The organism is Pseudomonas sp. SORGH_AS_0199 (assembly GCF_031453735.1).
GTDB classification, from domain to species: Bacteria; Pseudomonadota; Gammaproteobacteria; order Pseudomonadales; family Pseudomonadaceae; genus Chryseomonas; species Chryseomonas aestiva.
In genome coordinates this window covers 2,971,456-2,986,174 of sequence record NZ_JAVJAE010000001.1, presented here as the reverse complement: position 1 = coordinate 2,986,174, position 14,719 = coordinate 2,971,456, and the positions used below count along the sequence as shown (strand labels likewise).

Below are 14,719 nucleotides of genomic sequence, written 5' to 3'. Positions count from 1 at the left end.
AATAGCAAGCCTTTTTTCCCGTTTTAAAATGGCGTTGGCGAGGTTGTAATGGCGCAGGAGGCGTAAGGCACCATGGTGACCGGAGCAAGAGCTTTGAGCTTGGTCCGCGAACAGCTGTTCGCGACCATCGAGGAAGCTGAATCCCATCTCGAGCGATTCATCGTCGAGCGGCACTGCAGCAGCCTGTTGCAGCGCGCGGTCGAGAGCATCGGCCAGATTCGTGGCGCCCTCACGCTGATAGAGCTGACTGGTGCCCAGTTGCTCGCCCATCAGACGCTGCAGATCGCCAACGACATTCCTGCCGGCGCCGGTGCCGAACATGACGAGCACCTCATGGCGATCTGCCGTGGACTGCATGTGCTGCGCCGCTATCTCGAACAACTGCGTAGCGGTCAGGACGAGATGCCTGAACTGCTGCTGCCGGCGATCAACGCCCTGCGACTCGCTGGCGGCGAACCCGAACTCCCGGAAAGCTATTTCTTCAGTGTCCGTCTCGATCAGCGTCCCCTGATCAGCGAGACCACCAGTCTTGGTGTGCGTGAGCGTCAGGCCCAGGCGCGCCGGATGCGTCAGATGTACCAGGTCGGCCTGCTGGGTTTCCTGCGCGACATCAATGGCGTGGCCAGCCTCAGGCTCATGGCCAGGGCACTGGAGCGCTCCGCGGCGCTGCTGCACGATCATGTCGGCGGCTACCTGCCCTGGGTCGCCGCGGCCACGGTCGAGGGCTTCGCTCAGGGCCTCCTGACGGCCACCCGTGAACGCAAACAATTGTTCGCCCGGGTCGATCGTGAACTGCGTCAGATGCTGGGCAGCGAGCTGCACGAGCCGGCTCGCAGCACTCTCAAGGAGCTGCTCTATCTGCTGGCGCTGGCCGGTGTCGAAGGCGCCCATCCGCAAGAGGTCATGAACGCCTACGGCTTCGAGCGACTCGGCTTTACCGATGCCCAGCTCGAAGCCGGCAAGAAGCGGCTCGCCGGCCCCGGTCATGCGGTGATGCATTCGCTGTCCGCGGCGATCCGCGAAGAGGTGGAGACGGTCAAGGACCTGATCGACCTCATCGAGGCCGAGTTGCGCACCGGCGCCGAGCAGAATCGCCTGCCTCGCTCCGATAATTTCTCCCGGCTGTATGTCCAGGTCGGCCTGCTGGGCAAGACCCTGGAGATGGTCGGGCAGGAGAACGCCGGTCAGGTGCTGCAGCAGTGCCTGCCCAATATCTCCCAGTTCCGCGACCGGACGGTCGTGCTGGAGGACCTGGCGCCCCTGGCCGATGCCCTGTTGCTGGTGGAAAGCCTGCTAGGCCAGCCCGAAGGGCAGGGCTCGCTGATCGACGTGCCGCTGGAAGCCGAGGGTGTCCAGGTCAGCGTCGCCAACTATCAGCTGGGCGAGGCCCAGGCGTTGCTGCACCGGGAGGCCTACAAGGGCCTGACCGACGCCAAGCGCGCCATTGGCGCCTTTCTCGATTCCCGTGGCGATACCCTGCACCTGGCCACCGTGCCGGCGCTGCTGGATACCGTCCGCGGTGCCTTGTTCTTCCTGGGTAATCCCCGCGCGGCCGAGCTGGTGCGGGCCTGTACCGGTTACATCCAGCGCTGCCTGATCGAAGGTGGTCAGGCCTGCGAGTCGGCGACCCTCGAAGTGCTGGCGGATGCCCTCAGCAGCATCGAGTTCTTTGTCGAAAGCGGTGGCACCGAGAGCCAGGACGGCACCCCGGAGATTCTCGATATCGCGGCGCAGAGCATTCGCGCCCTGGGCTGGACCTCGGCTGCGGCATGAGTGTCTGGCAGCCTGGCTGGTTCCAGACCGCCCAGCCCTCCGGTGGCTGGCTGGTCGTCCACAGCGGCCAGGCGTTTCTGACCTCGGGCACCGAGGTGCTCTTCGCCCTGGATGATCCGCGCGTCCAGGGCTTCGAAGGGGAGCGCCATGGGCTGGGGCAGTGGCAGGCGCAGCCGGTCACGCTGCTCGAACTGGATACCCCTGAGGATATCGATGGCTGCCTCTGGCAGCCCTTGCGGCCGTTGATGCTGCAATCGCCCCATGCGCTGTTCAAGTTGCTGGGCTATGCCAACCAGATCGGAACCTGGGCGCGGCAGCATCGCTTCTGCGGCCAGTGCGGTACCCGGACCTTCGCGCTCGATGGCCAGCGCGGCCTCAAGTGCCCGAATTGCCAGCTCACCCAGTACCCACGGCTGTCGCCCAGCATGATCGCCCTGGTCACCCGTGGCGATGAGGTGTTGCTGGCGCGATCGCCCCGTTTCGCGCCCGGCGTCTTCAGCACCCTGGCGGGCTTCGTCGAGCCGGGCGAGTCGGCGGAAGCTTGCGTGCACCGGGAGATCATGGAAGAGGTGGGCGTTGCGGTCACCAACCTGCGCTACCAGGGCAGCCAGAACTGGCCGTATCCGCATTCCCTGATGCTGGGTTACCACGTCGATTATCTGAGTGGCGACATCCGTTGCCAGCCGGAGGAAATCGAAGACGCCCGCTGGTTCCATCTGCGCGAGTTGCCGACGCTGCCGCCGGCCTTTTCCATCTCGCGCTTTCTGATCGATCGCTATCGCGTCGAGCGGCTAGGCGGCGCTGAACCAGTGCTGCCAGATTAGCTTGACGGTCAAGGCCAGCACGACGCAGATGAACACCGGGCGGATGAACTTGGCGCCGCCGGCGATGGCGCTGCGCGCGCCCAGATAGGCACCCAGGGTCAGTGATAGGCCCATGGTCAGCCCCAGTACCCAGAGCACCTGCCCCAGGGCGATGAACATCACCAGGGCGACGCCGTTGCTGACGAAATTCATGGTGCGGGCCACGCCACTGGCCTTGAGCAGGTCCAGCGGGTAGAGCAGCAGGCTGCTGACGGTCCAGAAGGCGCCTGTGCCCGGTCCGAACAGGCCGTCATAGGCGCCCAACGTCAGGCCCTGGGGCCATTGGCGCCGCTGCGGCACGGGCGCATCGCTGAGCACCGGCGCCTTGGGCGTACCGCCGAACAGCAGATAGAGGGCACAGCTGAACACCACGACCGGCAACAGCTGATTGAGGAAGTCCGCGGAAAGATGGTGGGCGACCAGGGCGCCGATCCCCGCGCCGATGGCGGTAGCCACCAGGGCATGCCGCCACTGACGGGGATGGAACAGCTTGCGTCTATAGAAGGTGTAGGCGGCGGTGGCGCTGCCAAAGGTGGAGCTGAGCTTGTTGGTGCCGATCGCCAGATGAGGCGGCACACCGGCCATCAGCAGGGCCGGCACCGTGAGCAGGCCACCACCGCCGGCGATGGCGTCGATGTAGCCGGCCAGAAAGGCGACCCCCGCCAGCAGCGTCAGGGTCATGGGGTCCAGGGCGAATTCGAGCATGGGGTAGGGCGCCAGATGGAACGGGGGCGCCATCATGCATCAGACGCGCAGCCGTCACCACCTGTCGCCGCCCCTGGTCAGTCCAGTGCGGGGAAGGGCAGTCCGACGTAGTTTTCCGCGATGGTCGTGCGACCCGCTCTGGAATCGAGCAGCGCCTGGAGTTCGGCGTCCTGCACCCGCTGGGTGAAGGCGTCGGTATCCGGAAAGCGGTGCAGGGCGGTGGTCATCCACCAGGAAAAGCGCACCGCCGCCCAGATGCGTTTCAGGCAAAGCGTCGAATAGCGTTCGAGGCAGGCGGCATCGCCGGTGCGATAGGGCCTGCTCCAGCAGCAGATGCAGATTGCGCACGTCGCCCAGGGCCAGGTTGAGCCCCTTGGCGCCAGTGGGCGGGACGATATGGGCGGCATCGCCGACCAGGAACAGGCGGCCGTACTGCATGGGCTCGACCACATAGCTGCGCAGTGGGGCGATGCTTTTTTCCAGGGACGGACCGGTCACCAGCTGGGCCGCCGTCTCGGCTGGCAAGCGGGCCTTGAGTTCCGCCCAGAAGCGCTCGTCCGGCCAGTTCTCCACCGAGTCCCCGGCTGCCACCTGCAGGTAATAGCGGCTGCGAGTCGCCGATCTCATGCTGCACAGGGCGAAGCCGCGGGGGTGGTTGACGTAGATGAGTTCATCGGCGGCGGGCGGGGTATCGCTCAGCAGTCCCAGCCAGCCGAAGGGATAGACCCGCTCGTATTCGGTGAGCACACCGTCCGGGATGCTGCGGCGCGAGACGCCATGGAAGCCGTCGCAGCCGGCAATGTAATCGCAGTCGATGCGCAGGGTCTCACCGGCAACCTGGCAGGTGACATGGGGGCGCTCGCCCTTGAGCTCATGGGGCTGGACATCGCTGGCCTGGTAGAGGGTAGGGGCGCCGCTGGCCTCGCGGGCGGCCATCAGGTCGCGGGTGACCTCGGTCTGGCCATAGACAGTGACGCAGCGTCCGCCCAGCAGATCGTTCAGGTCCAGCCGCTCGCGCTGGCCATGGATGGCGAACTCGACCCCCTCGTGTACCTGGCCTTCCTGTTCCAGCCGCTCGGCGACGCCGGCCTGGCGCAGCAGATCGACCGTGCCCTGTTCGAGCACGCCGGCGCGGATGCGGCTGAGCACATGATCGGCGCTCTGGCGCTCGACGATGACATTGTCGATGCCCGAACGGGTGAGCAGTTGACCCAGCAGCAGCCCGGATGGGCCCGCGCCGATGATGACGACTTGGGTACGCATGGAGTCTGTCCTCTTGTCTGGCGTGATCGCCGTCTTGTTATAGGGCTCCGGTATTTTTGGACGATTTTGGCTGGTATCGACAGGGACCTTTCCGATACTTTCTGGTACTTTTCAATGATTCGTGCGGCTATCGCCCAGGGACTGACGATGACCAACGCCTTTCCACCCATCTTCAAGCTGTATGGCGAGGCTCAGGCCTGGCCGGCACCGGATCTGCTGCATTGCGAGACCATCGAGAGTCGCAGTCGGCTGCATGCCTGGCATATCGACACCCATCGCCACGCGGATCTCGCGCAACTGCTCTATGTGCGCACCGGTGGGGTGCGCCTGCAGCTGGAAGACTGGCAGGGGGAAAGGCGCGGACCGCTGCTGGTGGTGCTGCCGGTGCTGTGCGTCCATGCCTTTGACTTCGATCCGGCGGTCGAAGGCTTCGTCATTACCCTGCCGGTACCCCAGGTGGAGCGGCTGAAGCAGCGCTGCCAGCGAGCCGGTCAGGGATTGTTCCTGGGGGCCGAGTGCCTGGACCTGGCAGCGCCCGATGCCCTCTGGATCGATCAGTTGATCGGCCAACTGGTCGCTGAATACGAAGGGCACAAGCCGGGTCGCGAGATAGTGCTCGAGGCCCTGCTCGACAGCCTGGCGATCTGGCTGCTGCGGCAACATCGCCATGAGCAGGGCACGGCCTTGCCGCGGCGTGCCGAACAGCACCTGGGACGTTTCCTGGCGCTGGTCGAGCAGCATTATCGCGAGCACTGGAGTCTGGGTCGCTACGCGACGGCGCTCGGTATTTCAGGGGTACACCTGAACGGTCTGTGTCGGCAGCTGGCCGGTGCCTCGGCGCTGGCCATCGTGCACCAGCGCCTGCTGCTGGAGGCGCGCCGCACCCTGAGCTACACCCAGGCGTCGGTGGGCGAGATCGCCGATGCCCTCGGCTTCGCCGATCCGGCCTACTTCGCGCGCTTCTTTCGCCGCGGCACCGGGCAGAGCCCGCTCAATTATCGGCGTCTGGCGGGCCAGCAACGGCAGGGCTGACGGCTGCCAGGGTTTCGCCGACCCGCGCAGCAAGGGCGTCGAGGTTGAAGGGCTTGGTGATCAGCGTCATGCCGGGGTCGAGATAGCCGTCCAGATGCGCCCCTTCGGCATAGCCAGTGGCGAACAGTACCCTGAGGCCGGGCCGGCGCTGCCGCGCGATCTCGGCCAGCTGGCGACCGTTCATACCCGGTAGCCCGACGTCGGACAGCAGCAGATCGATCGGACGTCCGCTTTCCAGCAATGGCAGGGCGCCACGGGCGTCTTCGGCCTGCAGGGTGGCATAGCCCAGCTCCCGCAGCAGATCCACCACCATCTGCCGGACCACGGGTTCGTCCTCCACCACCAGCACGGTCTTGCCCGCGCCCTGGGGCGTGACGGTGGGCGACGTCAGCCGCGGCGGCTCGACATCGGCGCCCAGGTAGCGGGGCAGATAGAGGCCGACGGTCGTACCCTTGCCGGGCAGGGAGTCGAGTCGGACATGGCCCTTGGACTGTTTGGCGTAGCCGTAGATCATCGACAGCCCCAGGCCGGTCCCCTGCCCGATGGGCTTGGTGGTGAAGAAGGGGTCGAAGGCGCGGGCCATGACCTCGGGCGGCATCCCGGTACCATCGTCCACTACCAGCAGCGCCACATAGTCGCCGGCACTCACGGCGTCCAGGCCGTTGCCGCTGTCGGTCAGATAGACATTGCGGGTCTCGATGCGGATGGTGCCACCATGGGGCAGGGCATCGCGGGCATTGATGACCAGGTTGAGCAGGGCGCTCTCCAGCTGGTGGGCATCGGTCAGTGCCTGCCAGACATCCTTGTCGAGGTCGAGGACCAGCTCGATGTCGCCGCGCAGACTGCGCAGCAGCAGCTCCTCCATGGAGCGCACACTGTCGTTGACATGGATGGGCTGCAGATCCAGCGCCTGGCGCCGGGAAAAGGCCAGCAGACGCTGGGTGAGGGCGGCCGCGCGCTGGGCCGAGGTCAGCGCCGAATGCAGATACTGGTCGAACTTGTCCTGCCGGCCGGCCTTCTGTTGCCGCTGCAGCATGTCGAGGCTGCCCATGATGCCGGTCAGCAGGTTGTTGAAGTCATGGGCGATACCCCCGGTCAGCTGACCCACAGCTTCCATCTTCTGCGCCTGGCGCAGCTGTTCCTGCAGCTCCTGCTGCTCGGTGACGTCACGCCCCACGGCGTAGATGAGATCGTCCTCGGCGCTGGCGGTCCAGTCGAGGATGCGATAGCTGCCATCGCGGGCACGCACCCGCGCCCTGAGATTCGCCGAGCCCTGCTGGCGGCCCAGGCAGCGTAGCGTATCGAAGACCTGGCGCTGATCGTCCGGATGGATCAATTCGGTGAGCTGGACGGTCGCCAGGTCGGTTTCGCGTCGTCCCAGCAGGCGAGTGGCGGCGCTGTTCACCGTCTTCACCTCGCCGTCGGCGCGGCAGATCACCATGAGATCATGGCTGATACGCCACATCCGATCCCGCTCGCGGGTGCGCAGCTCGATCTGCTGTTCCAGTTCCTGGCGCGAGCGGGTGAGCACTTCCCGGGCGTCGACAATGCTCTGGATGTCGGTGCAGGTGCCGAACCACTGCTCGATGCGCCCCTTGGCGTCACGCACCGGCTGCGCTCGACCGAGCACCCAGCGATAACGGCCCGAACGATGTCGCAGGCGGTATTCGATATGGTAGGGCTCACCGGTGCTGAGGCTGTGGTGCCAGACCTTCCAGGTGCGCTCCTGGTCGTCGGGATGGAAGACGTTGGCCCAGCCTTCGCCCTCCGTGGAGCCTTCCGGCACCCCGGTGAACTCGTACCAGCGATCGTTGAAATAGAAGTGGTGGCCATCGGGGCGGGTGGCCCAGACCATCTGGTCGATGGAGTTGATGATGGCGCGCAGCTGCGCCTCGTTACGGGCCAGCTCCTGGGCCTGGCGCCGGTGACCACTGATGTCGATGAAGAGTACCGCGAAGCGATCGCCCGGCAGCTTGTGGGCGCGCACCTCGTACCAGTGTTCGTGCTGCAGGTGCAGCAGGATGTCGAACTGGGTGAATTCGGCATCGCCGTTCATGAAGTCGATATAGGCGGGCAGCAGATCGGCTTCCAGCTGCGGCAGGGATTCGCGCAGCGTCCGCCCCAGGACCTGATCCAGGGGGATGCCGGTCAGGGTGGCGAAGACCGGATTGACCTCAAGGAAACGGAAGTCCTCCATCCGGCCACTGGCATCGCGGATCGCCTGGGCCATGTAGAAGCCTTCGCGCATGCCGTGATACAGCTCCTGCAGCCAGAGATCGCGCTCGGTGATGGCGGCTTCGTTGAGCTTGCGCTCGGTGATGTCGTAGCACACGCCCAGGTAGCGGCCATTGCCCTGGCTGGTCATCAGCTGGCCGCGGCGACCGAGCCAGCGCTCCTCGCCGGTGTCGGCCCGGCGGATGCGGTATTCGAGATAGTCGAGGGCGTCGTCGTCCGGCGCGGCAGTCAGGGTTCGCAGGCTGGCGACATCGTCGGGATGCAGCTGGCGGACCAGCTCATCGAGGGAATAGCTGCGGCTGACCGGTAATCCCCACAGCTCGCAGAACCCCGAGGACACCAGCAAGCGGGCCTCTCCGGGCAGCAATTCGAAGGTGCCGACGCGACCGACGTCCTGGGCCAGGCGTACCCGCTCCTCGGCCATCAGCTGTTCGGTGCGGTCCTGCAGCACATGCACGAAGCCGAGTACGGTATCGGCGTCCTTCAGGGCCGTGGTGGCGATCTCCACCCAGCGCGGCGTACCGCCCTCTACCGTGATCCAGCCGGCGCCCTGGCCATGTTCATCGACCAGCGCCTGATGCTGGGCCGTGGTCAGGAACGAGATATCCCGATCATCCCGATCGGGCGCCAGAAGGTCAGCGAAGCGCTGACCGCGGGCTTCGCTGGCTGGCCAGCCACACAGCAATTCGGCGCCCCGATTCCAGCGCTCGACGCACCCGTGGTGGTCGGTGATGACCAGGGCGTGGGACGTCAACTGCAGAAGCGCCTGCTGTTCGAGCAGCGAGATCGACATGCGTAGATTCCATTCAGCGAGCGGGCGTGTGGCTAGCGATTCCTAGGCTTCGATACCCTCGCTCAGCTGGACGTTCAAACTGCGCAGGGCATTCCAGTACTCAGGATAGGTCTTGCCGACGCATTCGGGGTCCAGAATGCGGATGCCTGCCACTTTCAGGCCCGCCAGGGCGAAGCACATGGCGATCCGGTGGTCGGCGTGGGTCTCGATTACGGCATCGGTCCGGGTACCGGCCAGGGCCGGGTCCGCGGCTACCAGCAGGTCGTCACCCTCGACGCGGGCAAGGCCGGTGCGAATGGCGTTGAGGCCGTCGTGCAGCGCCGCGACCCGGTCGCACTCCTTGACCCGCAGGTTGGCCAGGCCGACGAAGCGCACCGGCGTCTCGTTGAAGGCGGCAAGAACGGCGAGGGTAGGGATGGCATCCTGCATCTGCGAGCCGTCGATGACCGCCGGCAGCCGCGGGAAGGCCGCGATATGGTCGCGGGCCTTGGCATCGGGCTGGGTGAAGGCGTCGTCGGCCACACCCAGATCGATGGCGCCGCCGGTCAATGCCTGGGCCGCCCAGAGATAGGTGGCGGCGGAGGCGTCCGGCTCGATGAAGTAGTCCCGGGCGACATAGCCGGTCGGGGCGACGCGCCAGGTGGCGGCGTCCAGCTGCTCGACCTGGGCCCCGAAGGCGCGCATCGCCTCGACGGTCAGGTCGACATAACCACGGGCGCCGATGTCGCTGCCGCGCAGGGCGACGTCCACCGGTTCGCTGCCCAGCGCGGCCAGCATCAGCAGGGCGGAGACGTACTGGCTGGAGAGACCGGCATCCACCTCGAAGCGGCGGGCGGTGAGGCGGCCCTGGCCGGTGACGGTCACCGGCGGGCAGCCGCTAGGGGCGTCCACCTGGATACCATTGGCCCTCAGGGTTTCCAGCAGGGGACCGATGGGGCGCTTTTGCATATAGGCGTCACCGGTCAGGGTCACGGCGCCCGCGACGGTCGCCACCGCCGCGGTGAGGAAGCGTACCGCCGTGCCGGCGTTGCCGAGGAACAGTGGCTGGGCCGGCTGCTGTAGATGACCGGAGCTGGTCACCACGAAGGTGGTGGCATCGGGCTCGTCGACGGTGACACCCATCTGCCGCAGGGCCTCGGACATGTGCCGGGTGTCATCGCTCTTGAGGGCGCCGGTCAGGCGACTGGTGCCCTTGGCCAGCGCGGCCAGGAGCAGTGCCCGATTGGTGATGGACTTGGAACCGGGCGGGGCGATCCGTCCGTGCAGCGCGACGTTGGGCGGGGTGACGGTGATAAAGGGTCTGGCGGACATGGAGGCTCCAAGCAACTTCGCGACGGCCGTGACGGCGGTTCGTAACAGGGGCGCCATGATGCCATTTCGGGGAGCCAGGCCAAAGCGCCTGTTGGTTAATACCACCCCTATAAGGTAAAAACGGTTTATCTGATACCTCTGATGTCATGAACAAGTAATCAAGGCGGGGTAGTGCTAGCGGTTTTCCAGTAGAGGCCTATGCCATGTCCCTTCTTCGTCCTGATCGTCGTCGTGTCCTGCAAGGCCTGGGTGCTTCGCTTCTGTTACCGGCCCTGGGGCAAAGGACCTGGGCCGCGCCGGCCGGACGTCCAGCAATACCCGACGGTATCCAGGCGGGAGATGTCACTGACGGCAGCGCATTGATCTGGAGTCGCACGGACCGCCCCGCCCGGTTGCTGGTGGAGTGGGATACCCAGGAGAGCTTTCGCTCACCGCGCAAGGTGGCCGGTGCCGTCACCACGGCCGCGCAGGACTATACGGCGCGTATCGACCTCGCCGGATTGCCGGCCGATCAGCACATCTTCTACCGCGTTCGCTTCGAGGACGTGGACAGTGGTGCCCTCAGCGAAGCTGTCGCCGGTCACCTGCGCTCGGCGCCGAGTCAGCGTGGCGATATCCGTTTCGTCTGGGGCGGCGACACCGTGGGGCAGGGCTTTGGCATCAATCCCGATATCGGCGGCATGCGCATCTACAACGCCATGCGCGAGCGGCGACCGGACTTCTTCCTGCACAGTGGCGACACCATCTATGCGGACGGGCCGGTGCCAGCGCAAATGACGGTGGAAGAAGGGCGCATCTGGCGCAATATCACCACCGAGGCCAAGAGCAAGGTGGCGGAAACCCTGGACGAATTCCGCGGCAACTATCGCTACAACCTGATGGACGACCATCTGAAGCGCTTCAACGCCGAAGTCCCGCAGATATGGCAGTGGGACGACCACGAGACCACCAATAACTGGTCGCCGAGCAAGACGCTGGACGAGCGCTACCAGGTCAAGGACATCGCTGTCCTGAGTGGTCGGGCGCGCCAGGCCTTCCTGGAGTACGCACCCATGCGCGGCGTCTCGGCAGACGGGGCAGGGCGCATCTACCGCCGCATCGCCTACGGCCCCTTGCTGGATGTCTTCGTGCTGGACATGCGCAGCTATCGCGCCGGCAATGACAACAACCTGGGGGACGAGGAGGGCGGTCAGGGTGCCTTCCTCGGTCAGGAGCAACTCGACTGGCTGAAGAAGGAGCTGCAGGCGTCCAGGGCGACCTGGAAGGTTATCGCGGCCGATATGCCCATCGGGCTGCAGGTCCCGGATGGCAAGGACGCGCAAGGGCAGGCCCGCTGGGAGGCCATCGCCAATGGCGATCCGGGCGCCCCCAAGGGGCGGGAGCTGGAAACGGCCGATCTGCTGAGCTTCATCGCAAGGCAGGGGATTCGCAATACCGTCTGGCTTACCGCTGATGTGCACTACTGCGCCGCGCATAACTATCACCCGGACAGGGCAGCGTTCCAGGATTTCGAACCCTTCTGGGAATTCGTGGCAGGCCCGCTCAATGCAGGCAGCTTCGGGCCCAATCCACTGGATGCCACCTTTGGTCCCGAGGTGGTTTTCCAGAAGGCACCGCCCCAGGCCAACACCTCGCCGCTGAGTAATTTCCAATTCTTCGGCGAAGTCGAGATCGACGGGAAGACCGCCGAGCTGCAGGTCACCCTGAGAGATCAGGACGGCCGACCGCAGTTCAGCCAGAAGTTGCAGTCGGTCTAGATCAATACCACCCCTACATAGGTGCTACTGCTAGGATATCCCTCTGCAAGGTAATCAATAAGAAGGGTGAAGTTCGTGCAAATGCTACAATCTGGTAGATATTAGGCTGGAGTTGGCTATGCACGAAGACATCAAGAACGCGTTCGAAGAGCTGAAGCGGAGCATCGCAACCTTCAATGAGCGCTGGCCCAGCAAGGTGATAGCCGCCCGGGTCTGGCGGCTGCCTTTGCTGGCGCAACAGCGGGTGCCGGACCACATCGCCGCGGAGTCCTTCGAGGGTAGCGCTGCGGTGGAGCTTACCCGTGATGCCTTGCTGGCCTTCCACCTGCAGCCCGGCCAGGCGCCGGGTACCGTCAGCCGCCTGCCAGGCTATATCGCCCTGACCGAACCCCTGATGGAGGAGATCCTGGCCATCAACACCTGCAAGGCGGCCTTCAGTGCGGCCATCGAACAGACGCGCCTGGAGCTGGAGCTGGCGCCCGAGGCGCGACCGCGCATCATGCGCAAGGCCCTGGGCGGCGCCTTCAATACCAAGCAACTGATCCGCAAAGTCCATGGCTTTCCCGATCCGGTCCGGCAGCTGACCTTTACCTGGGCCGGCCATACCTCCGGAGGAGAGCGGGTCAAGGTGTCCAAGGTACGCGAGCAACTCAAGACCCTCGCCATGGCCCGCGCCGATCGGGAGCGGACCGCCCTGGATCGCACGCCGGAATGGCAGGAGCATCAGGCACTCAATCGCATGGCGGACGACGACATCCTGGTCCGGCACAAGAAGATCGCCCCGCATCCACGGGCGATGCTCTGGTTCGGCGAGGAAAGTCGCTATGACGCCATGATCCACGCCAACCTGCCGGTCTTCGTGGTACCGGCCCAGGACGGCATGCAGGTCGTCGACCTGCGCGATTTCGACCGTACCCAGCGCGGGGCGCTGCGACCCGACATCAAGCCGCGTCGCGAGGTGCTGGCCACACGGCTGCTGTACCTGCCTACCGACAATCCCGAACGACCTGCCGCCCAGCGCAACAATGAGGCGACACTCAAGCGTTCGACCTACAGCCGCTGAGCGCCGCTGACGTTACCGAGCGGGTGGATGTCGTAACCAGATCCTTCACCGCCGAGTGAAAAGGTAACGAAATCCTCCGCAACAGTTGTCCCAATGTCAGGCTCAAATCAATAAGATCTAGCTATTTCAAAGACTTATGAATGTTGGCACGGAGAGTGCTTTATTACTGGCACAAGAACAACAAGATGCGCCGCTAACCGCCCACAACAAGAACAAGACGGCCAAGGCTCGCGAACCGATCATTTTGGAACGCTGCAGAGCAACCAAAGTAATCTGTTCACTTCCCACCTGCTTGGTGGGGCGTACTAAAGATCGATGACGTTGATGTCCGACAACAAAAACAAGAGGACAGCAGACGTACTTGAACAGGGGAGCCTCCGGGCTCCCTTTTTTCATGCCTGCAAGAAGGTCGCTAGAGGGCAGGGGATGGCTGCCCTGACAGCACGATTAACCTCCAGCTTTGGCGCATCCCGCGTCCTTGATCTATCGTGTGCGCAGCCCATCCGCCGCGGATAACCGTCATGACCCTTGCGAAGACCTTGCCCGCCCACTGGCTGAACGAGCCGAAGCGCTGGTCCGACACGGATGGCCTGCTGCACATCTGTACCGATCGCGAGACCGACTTCTGGCAGAAGACCCAATACGGCTTCGAGCGTGATAGCGGACATTTCCGCGGTTATGCGGCCGGAGCGGACTTCACCGCCCAGGTGCGGATCACCGGGACCTTTTCCGAGCTGTATGACCAGGCCGGCCTGATGGTGCGGCAGGGCCCCGAGCAGTGGTGCAAGACCGGGCTCGAGATCAGCGATGGCATCGCCCATCTGGGCAGCGTCCTCACCCTGGGGCATTCCGACTGGGCCCTCGGGCCCATGCCTGATGCCTTGCGCGGCTTCTGGCTGCGGATGACACTGCATGACGAGGTGCTGCGCCTCCAGTATTCCCTGGATGGTCTGACCTGGCCTTTGTTGCGGCTGTGCCGGTTCGCGAGCGAAGAGGGCGCGGACTTGCAGGTCGGGCCCTATTGCTGCTCGCCGCAGCGCGAGGGCCTGGAGGTCAGCTTCGCCGACCTGCAGATCGGTCGGGCGATCGTCAAGGAACTGCATGACCTGAGCTGACCGCAGGGTGGATCAGCTCATCCAGTTGCCGCCGTCGACGTTGTAGGTCTGGGCGACCACGAAATCGCTGTCGCTGGACGCCAGGAACAGTGCCATGCCGACCAGGTCCTCGGCGGTTCCCATGCGGCCGTAGGGTACAGCTTCACCGACCAGGCGCTTCTTCTCGCCCAGCGGCCGTTGCTCGTAATGGGCGAAGAGGGCGTCCACACCCTCCCAATGCTCGCCGTCGACCACGCCGGGGGCGATGGCATTGACGTTGATGCGGTGCTTGATGAGGTCGAGGCCGGCCGACTGGGTCAGGCTGATGACCGCAGCCTTGGTCGCGCAATAGACGGCAACCAAGGCTTCACCGCGGCGCCCGGCCTGGCTGGCCATATTGATGATCTTGCCGCCATGACCCTGGGCGATCATCTGCCGGGCAGCGGCCTGCAGGGTGAACAAGGGCCCGGCCACGTTGATGGCGAATAGCCGGTCATAGCTTTCCCGCGAGATCTCGACGATGGGGGCCAGGTCGAACAGGGCGGCATTGTTGACCAGGATGTCGAGCTTGCCGGCGGTAGCGACCACCTGGGCGATGGCCGTGTCGATGGACACCTGGTCGGTAACGTCCATGGCCAGGGCGTAGGCGCGCTCGCCCAGTTCCTCGGCCGTTTCACGGGCTCTTTCGATATTGATGTCGGCGATGGCCACCCTTGCGCCTTCCCGCAGGTAGGCCTCGGCGAAGGCCTTGCCGATACCGCGCGCGGCGCCGGTGATCAGGGCGCTTTTTCCTTCCAGTCTGTTCATGGTCTTGGCTCCGATCGAGAGAC

10 protein-coding genes and 1 pseudogene are annotated in these 14,719 nt (G+C 65.0%); 6 read left to right on the top strand and 5 right to left on the bottom strand.

Annotation, left to right across the window (positions count from 1 at the left end; translation table 11 throughout):
* Positions 1 to 93: 93 nt before the first annotated feature.
* Together QE444_RS14015 and nudC are read left to right on the top strand one after the other, a co-directional pair.
* Positions 94 to 1,773, top strand: a complete 1,680-nt coding sequence (locus QE444_RS14015) for a ferrous iron transporter B (RefSeq protein WP_309739229.1) — start codon at positions 94 to 96, stop codon at positions 1,771 to 1,773.
* On the top strand, positions 1,770 to 2,597 hold the full coding sequence (gene nudC / locus QE444_RS14010; protein ID WP_309739227.1) for an NAD(+) diphosphatase: 828 nt from the start codon (positions 1,770 to 1,772) through the stop codon (positions 2,595 to 2,597). Before QE444_RS14015 ends, nudC begins: the two co-directional genes overlap by 4 nt.
* Here the strand turns inward: nudC and QE444_RS14005 are convergent.
* Entirely contained in the window at positions 2,565 to 3,341 is a 777-nt protein-coding gene (locus QE444_RS14005) for a TSUP family transporter (RefSeq protein WP_017640224.1), read from the bottom strand. The genes nudC and QE444_RS14005 overlap by 33 nt on opposite strands.
* 77 nt (positions 3,342 to 3,418) lie before the next feature.
* A pseudogene (pobA, locus tag QE444_RS14000) lies at positions 3,419 to 4,604 on the bottom strand (4-hydroxybenzoate 3-monooxygenase).
* A 114-nt stretch (positions 4,605 to 4,718) separates the two neighbouring features.
* On the opposite strand from pobA, the gene QE444_RS13995 reads away from it, so the two are divergent.
* On the top strand, positions 4,719 to 5,636 hold the full coding sequence (locus tag QE444_RS13995; protein WP_309739225.1) for a helix-turn-helix domain-containing protein: 918 nt from the start codon (positions 4,719 to 4,721) through the stop codon (positions 5,634 to 5,636).
* Here the strand turns inward: QE444_RS13995 and QE444_RS13990 are convergent.
* Entirely contained in the window at positions 5,596 to 8,664 is a 3,069-nt protein-coding gene (locus QE444_RS13990; protein ID WP_309739223.1) for a PAS domain S-box protein, read from the bottom strand. The two genes, QE444_RS13995 and QE444_RS13990, sit on opposite strands and share 41 nt — an antisense overlap.
* Positions 8,665 to 8,706: 42 nt before the next feature.
* A complete protein-coding gene (locus QE444_RS13985) occupies positions 8,707 to 9,975 on the bottom strand; it encodes a 3-phosphoshikimate 1-carboxyvinyltransferase (RefSeq protein ID WP_280307397.1) in 1,269 nt (422 codons plus the stop codon).
* Between the two features lie 203 nt (positions 9,976 to 10,178).
* Here QE444_RS13985 and QE444_RS13980 point away from each other — a divergent pair, with 203 nt between their 5' ends.
* The 3 genes from QE444_RS13980 (at position 10,179) to QE444_RS13970 (ending at position 13,910) form a co-directional block, all read left to right on the top strand.
* Positions 10,179 to 11,732 carry an alkaline phosphatase gene (locus tag QE444_RS13980; RefSeq protein ID WP_280307396.1) on the top strand — a complete coding sequence of 518 codons (1,554 nt, stop codon included), beginning with the start codon at positions 10,179 to 10,181 and terminating at the stop codon, positions 11,730 to 11,732.
* Positions 11,733 to 11,850: 118 nt separating this feature from the next.
* Positions 11,851 to 12,795, top strand: coding sequence for a DNA replication terminus site-binding protein (locus tag QE444_RS13975; protein WP_285386725.1), 945 nt, complete (start codon positions 11,851 to 11,853; stop codon positions 12,793 to 12,795).
* 521 nt (positions 12,796 to 13,316) lie between these two features.
* Positions 13,317 to 13,910 carry a DUF1349 domain-containing protein gene (locus QE444_RS13970; RefSeq protein WP_309739220.1) on the top strand — a complete coding sequence of 198 codons (594 nt, stop codon included), beginning with the start codon at positions 13,317 to 13,319 and terminating at the stop codon, positions 13,908 to 13,910.
* Between the two features lie 12 nt (positions 13,911 to 13,922).
* Here QE444_RS13970 and QE444_RS13965 read toward each other — a convergent pair whose 3' ends face one another.
* Entirely contained in the window at positions 13,923 to 14,696 is a 774-nt protein-coding gene (locus QE444_RS13965) for an L-iditol 2-dehydrogenase (protein WP_187979287.1), read from the bottom strand.
* Positions 14,697 to 14,719: the final 23 nt, after the last annotated feature.